This window comes from Campylobacter concisus (assembly GCF_002913545.1).
Lineage (GTDB): Bacteria > Campylobacterota > Campylobacteria > Campylobacterales > Campylobacteraceae > Campylobacter_A > Campylobacter_A concisus_AV.
The window spans coordinates 1-8,917 of record NZ_PPBR01000057.1 but is presented as its reverse complement, the minus strand read 5'-3'; the positions used below and the strand labels follow the sequence as shown (position 1 = coordinate 8,917).

Below are 8,917 nucleotides of genomic sequence, written 5' to 3'. Positions count from 1 at the left end.
GTTTTATGGGTTGAAAAAATTTAAAAAAGGAATTAGCGTTTAAATTGATTTTAAAGGGGTGTGTTGGCTTTTAAAAAATAATTTAAAGAAAGGATAGCATTAAACACTTATTTTTGATTGTAGAGCATTTAAAGATTGATTGTGGCTTTTATTAAATTTAGCTTAAAAATGGTTGCTTTATATATCACTTTTTAAAAGTTAGTTGAATTTAATAAAGGGTAAAATTAATTAAATAATCTATCGTTTAAGGAAAGAAAATGGCAGAAGAGCTAACTCAAGATCAATTGGCTGAATGGAGTTATTTGAAAGAGCAAGAAATGGTGATGCCATCCGAAGAATTAAAACAAAGCAGTGTAAAAGAGCAGGTGCTAACATGTAAAGAAGCTATCGATAACACAGGAATTTTTAAAAGCAACGAAACAGGTGCAGTAGCATGTGCCAGAGAATTTTATACAGCTTATGGTAGCAACGACGATAATGAAGTAAGAGAAGCTATTAACAATATCTATAAAACAGACATAAGCGCAGAAGAGCTCAACAAAATTAAAATACTCACGATGAGAGAAATGGATATGGATTTAAAAGAGAACTTCGACAATGAAAAAGAATACACGATCCAAGACATAAATCGTAAATTTATTTTTGAAACAGCAGAATTAAAATTAAATAAGAATTTGAATGAAGCCGTTAATACCCTAGAAGAAAAAGAAAAGATAGATGAGCAGATCAAGGCAAAAGAAGCTGAGTTTAATGAATTTAAAAGTCCAAAAGAAAAGAGAGACTTTGTAAGCGATAAGCTGAATGAAATAGACGGCAATGACACCCTAAAAAGTAGCCTTGAAATTTTAAAAGAAAAAGAAAAGATAGATGAGCAGATCAAGGCAAAAGAAGCTGAGCTAGAGAATAAAAATGAAGCCAAGCAGGATATCGCAATTACAACACACTCACAAGAAAGAGAAGCAGAACAAGAAGACTGGAGCAGAAAAGCTGATGAGCTAGAAAACCAGCACGAAAAAGAGCTTGAAAAATTAAGAGATGAACAATCTAGGCTTGAAGCCAATTTTCAAAAATCAATTGACAATCTGATGAATAGTGGCGATATAAAAGACATAATGACTGCTCTGCAGGAGATGGATAGAAGCTTAGAAATGATGATGCGACAGGGCAAAGAAGAAAGCGAAACAAAAGAACGCCAGCGACAAGAAAAGCTAGAGCTAGCCTTTGATAGTCCCAAATTTAAAGATGCAGTGGGAGATCTGGTTAAAGAAGTTTATAAGCAACGCAAAGAAGTCAAGGGCGGTTTAAAAGAATTAGAGAACGAGCATGCAAACTACGCAAAACTAAAAACAACGTATGAAAAAGAAATTAAAAAAGGGCTTGATATAAAAGGATACGAAAAATTAAATAAAATGTTGAACGAAATAGAGAAAGAAACGCCAAATTTTAAAAATAGTTATCCTAAATTTTATAAAAAAGTTAATGATAGTTTAGCGCAGAGCAAAGAAAAAATACTAAACAAGACAAAAGAGAAAGACCAAGAACAAAGCAGGAGCTTATAAAAAATGAGTAGAAAAGGGAAAAAATAATGAAAAGAATGATTATATCAGTTGCCGTAGCATCCTCACTATTTTTAAGTAGTGTTAATGCTAGTGGTATACCAACTATTGACGTAGCTGCGATAGCCCAACAAGTTATGGGATACACCCAAACACTGAAAGACTACGCAGAACAGATCAAACAATACGAGCAAATGGTAAAAGATACACTAAATTTCGAGAAACAAATGCAAGAGCTTGGTGTAGATATGAACAGCGTTTATGAGATATTAGGCGATGCACAAAGTTTAATATCGCAAATGCAAAGCATATACGAAGATGTAAAAAATTTGCCAAAAGACATAATGGGCGATATAGCAAGAGTTAAGACAGCCTGCTCATTCTTAGAACAAAACAGCCAATTTTTTAGTCACTCAGTAAAAGCATCAGGCAATAAACTAGCAAATAAGCTAAATAGATGTACATTTGCACTACGTGATGGAGCAAATATAAGCAAGAGCATAGAAGAATTAACTCAAAAAATGAATAAGGCAGTTGATCCAATAGAACGAGCAAACTATCAGGCGCAGATCAGTAATATTAAAAATGCGGAAAGATTTTTACAAGAGAGAGATAATATAGAAAAAACAAACAATTTATTAGCATTTGAAGACACATTTCATAATGGCGATAAAACGAAAGAGTATACAAGAGATAGAATGAGAGATGATTTAAAGCAGCTATCTAAACAACTAAATAAGGCTAATAATCAGAAACAGGCTCAAGCATTGACAAATACTATACTGCTTAAAATTTTAGAAAATATGCAACAGCAATATGAGCTAAATATCAATTACACCAGCGCAATGGCATCGAGCAGACAAGCCATGAAAGACAATAGTGCTAGAGATTTAACGCCAGATAGCTTTAACCAAAAAGTTGTTGAATATAAGCGAAATGATGCAATATTTGACCCAGAAACAAAGCAAATGCCAAAAGATGAGCTAGGGCTTCCAAAATTTGTATTTTTTAAATAAGGAGTAAAAATGAAAAAAATAGTTTTAAGTATTGTTGCCATAACAATGTTTGCAGGTAGTGCAGTAGCACAGGAAATAACAGGAGATGCAAAGCTGGCATGCGAAGCATTATTGTGCTTATCAAGCCCAACAAGACCGAGCGAATGTGCTCCAGCACTTAAAAAATATTTTTCAATAACAGACAAAAAACCACACAAACAAGCAAAGAAGCGTGAGAACTTTTTAAAATTATGTCCTAAACAATGAACAAAGAAAATTTAGTCGAACTCCCACTAGATGAAATTTTAAAGAATAATGGCTACTTTGAAAAACGAGAGAAAAGTAGCCAAAATTACAAGACACTCACAAACAACAACTCCGATACAATTATCATAACAAGAAAAAGCAACGGACACTATTTATACTTTAACCCAAGCGATGATAATGATAGGGGAAATATATATAATTTCGCCAAAAATCGTGGCGTTTCAATAAAAGATTTAATAGATGAAAATATAATAAACGATGTAAAAACGTTAAAAATAAATACTAAAGAAATAATAAAACAAAAAGAAAATGATAGTATTATAGTAGAAAAATTTAAAAAATTAAATAAGATAGATGAAAACTCGTTTTTGACTAGCAAAAGAAAAATTAAAAGTGATATCCTGATAAAATTTAGTAGCCTCAAGCAGGATGAAAAATTTAAGAATGCAATAGTGCCAACATATACATTAAGTGTATTAGAACTAAGCAGTGGCAAAAGAGAATTTCTAAAGCAGACAGGGTATATAAGCTACTTATCAAAGCCTTTAACGCAGGATCAGCAAGGAAAGGCATATGCTAAGCCGATAAAACAGCTCTGCAATGGAATAAAGGGGCTTGAAATACTCAAGGCAGACGAAGCACACAAGAATCCAAAGGATTTTAAAAATATTGTAATCTGTGAGAGCATGATAGATACATTATCATATTGTGAAATGAAAGACGTAAATTTAAAAGAAACACTCCTATGCTCAACAAATGGTCAAATATCGGCAACGCAAAAGGAAGTCATAAAAGCACTGACAAAGCTGGCACCAAATGCAGGAGTTGTACTAGGATTTGATAATGACGAACGTGGCAAAGAATTTACAAAAACGATACTAGAAATAGTACCAAATGCGAGATCGGCCAAACCAATCCTAAAGGATTTTAATGATGATTTGGTAGCAGGCACAGCATTAGGTATAAGTAGTAATAAAATTAATCTCGACAGCATAACAAAGCCTTTAAAGGAGTTTTCTCGGCAAGTTGAGTATTTGTCAAAGAAATACGACTTTCTCGAGCCAGATGCTAAGAAAAGTAGAATAAAAGACCTATACGCCCTTAATATTGAAAAATTTAGAGAAATAGAACCAAAGATCAAGACATTACAGGGAATGAGAGAAAGCTATAAGCGACTTAATTTAATAAACACAAAAATTGAAAAAGACTACGAAAGATCATCTAAGATACGATAAAAAACAGCCCTCTGCTTTTTAGACTTTAAGCTTTAAATAAGTATTGATGAAGTTGGGTTTATCCCCTTTGTGTGGGAGTTTGATGCATTGTTGAGTAAATTTATTTTTACAAATTGTCCGAAATTTTATGAGCCGTAATCGAATGCAAGCCCTCTGCTTTTTAGACTTTAAGCTTTAAATAAGTATTGATGAAGTTGGGTTTAGTCCCATTGTATCGGCGTTTGTAAGGCTTTTAAATAGTAAGAAATTTTACATTTTCTCGTCAATAGTTCAGGATTTGGCTAGTCAGGATAAAGCTATGGTTTTTAACGTTTAAGCTTTAAATAAGTATTGATGAAGTTAGGTTTAGTCCCTTTGTGTGGGAGTTTGATGCATTGTTGAGTAAATTTATTTTTACAAATTGTCCGAAATTTTATGGCAGGCGACCTGCACTAGAGTGCTGGAACGCCAGAGCCGAGCCTAGGTCTCGGCTCTTTATGGTATTAAGCGGGGATACCCCGCAACGCCCCGCAATATAGTAGCATCGCTAAAAGCGATGTGTAAATTTAAAAAGGGGGAAGAAAAAAGCATAATGTAACTTAAAAAATGCTTAAATATTATGCTTATATTTTGATTATTTTATTTTATAAGTTATTTTTTTACTACTGAATATTTTAATTATATAATATTTTATTATTTATAGTTTTATTATTTATTAAGTTTATTTTGGATATAATCTTATTATAAAAAGAAAGGATAAGAGATGAAAGCAAACAGCATAATTAACCTACTTAGTCAATACGGAAAGATAAATGGCGATGAAAAGCATATATCGATGCAAAGAAATGGTGTGGTATACGAAGCCATGTTAAACGACACGAACACAACGAACGTAGTTTATGTGACCTACAATAAAGGTGAAAAGACCGAGTTTACATCATTTTATGAGTCACTAAGAGCCATAAAAGATGTTATAGAGCAAAATATAAGAGAAAATAGATAAGGAGTAGAAGATGAGAGAGATATTTATGAGCTATTGCAGGCATGAAATGACGCTAAAGGCGTTAAAAGAATGCAAGTGGTTAGGGGATTTGGATGATGAAAGCGAAGAAGTCATAGCCGAATGTGCTAGGCTTCAAAAGTACATAATTGAGCTAGCAGACGAGTTTGGTTGCGAAATTACAAATAAAGAAGATGTAATTAAGAGCATAGAAGACGAAAAGTCAAATTTACTAGCAAACCTAAACAATTAAGGAGTCTAAAATGCAAAAATTTAAATCAAATGACAGCATAGTCCTAAAAAAGCACATGGACAGACCACTTGATAAATTCGAATCTATCTATAGAGTAGTAGATTTTTATAAAGCAACTAGCGACAATGAATACTACTATGTTATAGAACCAGCCGAGCCAGCAGATAAATTTGATAATAGCATGGCACTTAAACAGGGGTATGTTGAAGAAAGCTACATCAATATGGATGAAGTGTATTGGTATTTTGAGAAAAGAGATATTGAAGGTGGGTGGATAAAATATGATGATCGTAGGCATACTTTTAAAGAGATAATAAAAACCATGGCTAAAAATGGTTTTATAGAGAATGTGTATCCGATTTATGCAATAGGTTTTAAATTACCATAAAAGGGACAAGCATTAATAGAGATTATAATAAATTTGAGAGAGCAAATGAAATAATGAATGAGTTAATTAAAGCTCCGCTCCCACTAGAGTCAAGAGAGCTTGCAAACATAAGTGATAGAGAGCTCTCGTTTTTAAAAAGCAGTGTTAGGCTAATGGTTGAATACTTAGACTCTCTTGGGTGCATGATATGGCACGACGACGAAGTAGTGTGTCAGATCGACGAAGAAGAGCAAAGAAGAGCCAGAGTATGATAAAGCTGGTCGAGAAACCAAATAGCCTTATAACGTAAAATTTTATACAATATGTTATAATTTTTCTTAAAAAAAGGATTTACAATGAAAGTAAATAAGGTTTTGATAATTGCAGCAATAGCTGGGTTGTTTTTAAGCGGATGTGCAGAGTTTCAACTGCCAAAGGTACAAAAACAAAAGCACGAGTTGAGTGACGAAGAATGTGAAATCATTTTAAAGAAATACAGAAATACCGAACCAAGCACATCAGACGCATATAATAAATTGAAGTATGACGCATATGAATGTAATACTAGGTATAAATCACCTATAGTTATTCCAGACTTTGAAAAATAGAGAGCAAACACATGAAAACTATAACTATTACAGGCGAAAATTTAAACCAACAAATTATCCAAGCTATAAAAAACGCTGTCGCCAAAGCCAGCAATCCAACATATACGATAAAGTATATCAACACATCGAAAGATAAGAACGACAGCGAAGCCTTGCAGGACATTGAAGATGCAAAGCTTGGAGCAAAGCTTTATTCTGAATATTTGGCTAGCGGAAGCAAATCAACCTCATGGGCTGATATAAAGAAAGAAAATGGCTTATAAGATACGATTTAGCGATTATGCTAAAGAGAAGTTTAATGAACTTGACGGCTCAATCAAAAAACCAATTCAAAAGTTTCTTGATCGACTCGAGGAAAGTGATGATCCACGCAGTAGCGGAAAAGGATTAACTGAGAATTTGAGTGGATTATGGAGATATAGAGTAAAAAACTATCGCTTGATATGTTTTATACAAGATGAAGAGCTTATAGTACTTTTTCTCGACATAAGTAAAAGAGATGAAGTTTATACCGATAGGAATGTAAAAAGTATTTTAAAGAACGTGCCAACAAAATAACACATTTTTTTAATATTTACTATCTTAATTTTTATAAAAAATTACTTTTTTTACTATTCTTAACTTTTATTAATTTTAATTATATATAGTTTTTTTGTTATATATTTTATTATTTTTTTAGCAAACTATCAAACAACAATCAAAGAAATTTTAAAATAGTAGATAATAGCATTTATCTACTACGATCGTTATTTTTTTCATTTTGAGTTTTATCATACGAAGAGTAAGAATTTAAGCCCATAGCCTCACGCTCAGCCAAAACATCCTTATAAAGCCTACGCTCATTTTTAATCCTAACAAGTCGTTCGTTAGCAGTAGCCTCAAGCATAGATACGCCTTTAAAATACTCTTTTAAAAGAAAATCGTCCTTACTAATCTTTTCAGATTTTAATAGCTTATTTTCAATGTATGAAAAGCGTTTTTTACATATATCGGCTATAAAATCCTTATTATCATCTAGTCGCTTTTTAAATTCATTTTTCTCAGTATCGCCAAGCTCAGAGTGATGTAAAATATAAAGGCTTTGATCTAAAATTTCAAGTTTTTTATTAAGTTTAAAAAGACTTTCATTGCGACCCAAAAGACGTGTAGCAACTAAGCTATCATCAAAGTATTTTTTAGCATTATCATCACGCCCACGAAGCACAGCAATAGATCGTTTTACCTTTTTAGAAAATAACCAGTCGGCTTTGCTAGAGCCTTTGCCGTGCGGATAAATTTTATTAAAGTTATAACTAAAATTTTCAAGTAATTTAAGGGTATCGGATTGATCCTTGTAGTGAGCCAAATGCATATCATTGATCTGAGTAGCCTTATATGAAAGACTATCAAGCTTTTTAATCTCTTTTATTAAATCCTTGCGTTTTTGAAGTAATATTTTATTATTCTCCTTTAGCTCCTTGCCCAGCTTAAAACGTTTTTTGCCCTTTTTCTGAACGTAGAGTAAAAATTGCCTAGTCAGCTCATCATTAGCTTTTTTTAGTAAATCAATCTCATCATTCATAGTCTTTATACGGCTGGAAGTTACATTATATTCTATCTTATTTTTTTCTTGCATTTGCTCGTAAAATTCTAGTGTTTTATCCTTTGCCGTATAGCTATCCTGCTCAAGATTGATACTAGATTTTATTTTAGAAAATTCTTTTTTTAAATCCTTATGCATAGCGTTTTTATTTTCGTATTTTAACCCTCTTGCACCAAGTGAATAGGCAAAATCAGTGCGAACTTCGTCGAAGAAATCTTTAATCTCGTCACGAGTATCAAAATGAATTTTACGCCTAGTCATATCATTACGCTTGTTAAGAACTACATGCACGTGTGGGTTATTTTGATGTGTGTGAAGCACCAAAGCATACTTATGCCCCATAAAATTTCTACTTAAAATTTCGCTAACACTATCAACTAGAGCGTTTAGTGTTTTTTCGTCATTGCATGGCTCATTGATTGAGAAAATAAGATGCCAAGCGTCTTTTGAATTTTTATTTGTGCCAAAATCCTTACTCCAATTTTTCATAATTTCGTCACTGCTTACTCTCTCCCCTTTTTCATTGATGGCAGAGCCATCAATTGAGTTATTGAGAGTGTAGTCAATACATCTTTTAATACTTTCACGTGGTAAATTTGAAATCATCTTCACAACAGATTGTTTTGTATTTTTTGAGAAAGAATTTTTAATCGATGAAATATGGCTCGAGCCAAAAGATATATTTTTGTGCTCATTTGATGAATTTTTTGTTCGCCCAGCTCTGATAGTTTTTAAAAATTCATCCCATTGTGCTTCTGTTCTAGCCAAAATAAAAACTCCAACTATTTAAAAGATTTGTAATGATGTTAGTGTAAGTAAAGTTAAAAAAATATAATGCGAGAAGATAGGCAGGATAACCCCTTTTGTATATCACTTTTTACACTAAACGCCGATAGTATCGGCTTTATAGTGTGATTTTTATTCTTTTTACAAAAGAATAAAAATAAAAAATAAAATTTCATTTTATTTTTTTAAATAAGAATAGTAATTAAAAAGAATATTTGTAAAAAATATAAAATATGTAAAATAGAGATGATAAGAAAAACTATATTTATAAAAAAATAAATTAAAATAG

The 8,917-nt window shown here is 32.1% G+C and carries 12 protein-coding genes; 11 read left to right on the top strand and 1 reads right to left on the bottom strand.

Going from position 1 to position 8,917, the window contains the following annotated elements; all coding sequences use genetic code 11:
* Positions 1 to 257: 257 nt before the first annotated feature.
* From CYP05_RS03705 to CYP05_RS03655, 11 genes are all read left to right on the top strand, one after another.
* Positions 258 to 1,559, top strand: a complete 1,302-nt coding sequence (locus CYP05_RS03705) for a hypothetical protein (protein WP_258031507.1) — start codon at positions 258 to 260, stop codon at positions 1,557 to 1,559.
* Positions 1,560 to 1,585: 26 nt separating this feature from the next.
* Positions 1,586 to 2,572 (top strand): type IV secretion system protein, encoded by a 987-nt coding sequence (locus CYP05_RS03700; protein WP_103585937.1) that lies wholly within the window; start codon positions 1,586 to 1,588, stop codon positions 2,570 to 2,572.
* Between the two features lie 9 nt (positions 2,573 to 2,581).
* Positions 2,582 to 2,818 (top strand): TrbM/KikA/MpfK family conjugal transfer protein, encoded by a 237-nt coding sequence (locus CYP05_RS03695; protein ID WP_103560454.1) that lies wholly within the window; start codon positions 2,582 to 2,584, stop codon positions 2,816 to 2,818.
* Complete coding sequence (locus tag CYP05_RS03690) at positions 2,815 to 4,053, top strand: toprim domain-containing protein (RefSeq protein ID WP_103585939.1); 1,239 nt, start codon at positions 2,815 to 2,817, stop codon at positions 4,051 to 4,053. The genes CYP05_RS03695 and CYP05_RS03690 overlap by 4 nt, the downstream gene beginning before the upstream one ends.
* A 742-nt stretch (positions 4,054 to 4,795) precedes the next feature.
* Positions 4,796 to 5,035 (top strand): hypothetical protein, encoded by a 240-nt coding sequence (locus CYP05_RS03685; RefSeq protein WP_021091982.1) that lies wholly within the window; start codon positions 4,796 to 4,798, stop codon positions 5,033 to 5,035.
* 10 nt (positions 5,036 to 5,045) lie between these two features.
* Positions 5,046 to 5,285, top strand: coding sequence for a hypothetical protein (locus CYP05_RS03680; RefSeq protein WP_021091986.1), 240 nt, complete (start codon positions 5,046 to 5,048; stop codon positions 5,283 to 5,285).
* Between the two features lie 10 nt (positions 5,286 to 5,295).
* The gene (locus tag CYP05_RS03675; RefSeq protein WP_103585941.1) at positions 5,296 to 5,673 is read left to right on the top strand and encodes a hypothetical protein; all 378 of its coding nucleotides are present in this window, start codon (positions 5,296 to 5,298) and stop codon (positions 5,671 to 5,673) included.
* Positions 5,674 to 5,726: 53 nt separating this feature from the next.
* A complete protein-coding gene (locus tag CYP05_RS03670) occupies positions 5,727 to 5,924 on the top strand; it encodes a hypothetical protein (RefSeq protein WP_258031506.1) in 198 nt (65 codons plus the stop codon).
* An 84-nt stretch (positions 5,925 to 6,008) separates the two neighbouring features.
* Positions 6,009 to 6,260, top strand: coding sequence for a hypothetical protein (locus tag CYP05_RS03665; RefSeq protein ID WP_103585942.1), 252 nt, complete (start codon positions 6,009 to 6,011; stop codon positions 6,258 to 6,260).
* Positions 6,261 to 6,271: 11 nt separating this feature from the next.
* Positions 6,272 to 6,523, top strand: a complete 252-nt coding sequence (locus tag CYP05_RS03660; RefSeq protein ID WP_103585944.1) for a hypothetical protein — start codon at positions 6,272 to 6,274, stop codon at positions 6,521 to 6,523.
* A complete protein-coding gene (locus CYP05_RS03655; RefSeq protein WP_051303952.1) occupies positions 6,513 to 6,818 on the top strand; it encodes a type II toxin-antitoxin system RelE family toxin in 306 nt (101 codons plus the stop codon). The genes CYP05_RS03660 and CYP05_RS03655 overlap by 11 nt, the downstream gene beginning before the upstream one ends.
* A gap of 172 nt (positions 6,819 to 6,990) precedes the next feature.
* Here the strand turns inward: CYP05_RS03655 and CYP05_RS03650 are convergent, their stop codons facing one another.
* Entirely contained in the window at positions 6,991 to 8,610 is a 1,620-nt protein-coding gene (locus CYP05_RS03650) for a relaxase/mobilization nuclease domain-containing protein (RefSeq protein ID WP_103585946.1), read from the bottom strand.
* Between the last annotated feature and the right edge of the window lie 307 nt (positions 8,611 to 8,917).

Excerpts from the sequence above, each read along its gene's own strand:
- CYP05_RS03690 (WP_103585939.1), top strand. The coding sequence starts at position 2,815 with ATGAACAAAGAAAATTTAGTCGAACTCCCACTAGATGAAATTTTAAAG.
- CYP05_RS03700 (WP_103585937.1), top strand. The coding sequence starts at position 1,586 with ATGAAAAGAATGATTATATCAGTTGCCGTAGCATCCTCACTATTTTTA.
- CYP05_RS03680 (WP_021091986.1), top strand. The coding sequence starts at position 5,046 with ATGAGAGAGATATTTATGAGCTATTGCAGGCATGAAATGACGCTAAAG.
- CYP05_RS03670 (WP_258031506.1), top strand. The coding sequence starts at position 5,727 with ATGAATGAGTTAATTAAAGCTCCGCTCCCACTAGAGTCAAGAGAGCTT.
- CYP05_RS03655 (WP_051303952.1), top strand. The coding sequence starts at position 6,513 with ATGGCTTATAAGATACGATTTAGCGATTATGCTAAAGAGAAGTTTAAT.
- CYP05_RS03675 (WP_103585941.1), top strand. The coding sequence starts at position 5,296 with ATGCAAAAATTTAAATCAAATGACAGCATAGTCCTAAAAAAGCACATG.
- CYP05_RS03685 (WP_021091982.1), top strand. The coding sequence starts at position 4,796 with ATGAAAGCAAACAGCATAATTAACCTACTTAGTCAATACGGAAAGATA.
- CYP05_RS03705 (WP_258031507.1), top strand. The coding sequence starts at position 258 with ATGGCAGAAGAGCTAACTCAAGATCAATTGGCTGAATGGAGTTATTTG.
- CYP05_RS03665 (WP_103585942.1), top strand. The coding sequence starts at position 6,009 with ATGAAAGTAAATAAGGTTTTGATAATTGCAGCAATAGCTGGGTTGTTT.
- CYP05_RS03695 (WP_103560454.1), top strand. The coding sequence starts at position 2,582 with ATGAAAAAAATAGTTTTAAGTATTGTTGCCATAACAATGTTTGCAGGT.
- CYP05_RS03660 (WP_103585944.1), top strand. The coding sequence starts at position 6,272 with ATGAAAACTATAACTATTACAGGCGAAAATTTAAACCAACAAATTATC.